The 229-nt window shown below is 37.6% G+C and carries 1 protein-coding gene; it reads left to right on the top strand.

Translation table 11 applies throughout. The features are described from left to right. On the top strand, nucleotides 1–229 hold a 229-nt coding region (locus tag VJI94_RS08940; RefSeq protein ID WP_324009124.1), incomplete at both ends, for an SOS response-associated peptidase family protein.

The raw sequence follows: 229 nt of genomic DNA, 5'->3' as shown, positions 1-229 counted from the left end.
GTGGAGGGAGGTTCTGTTTGGTTTAGTACCCAAATGGGCAGAAGATATTAATATTTCAAAACATACTTATAATGCACGTCACGAAACTATTTTTCAGAAACCAAGTTTTCAAGAATCTGCCTACAAATGTAAGTTTGGCGTAATCCCTGTAACTGAGTTTTATGAAAGCAAATATACAAATAACAAACCACAACGCTGGGCCGTAAAGCGTAAAGATGGACGGGCATTT

It is taken from the genome of Parvimonas sp. D9, assembly GCF_035282565.1.
Lineage (GTDB): Bacteria > Bacillota > Clostridia > Tissierellales > Peptoniphilaceae > Parvimonas > Parvimonas micra.
This window is presented reverse-complemented; position numbering and strand designations above follow the sequence as displayed.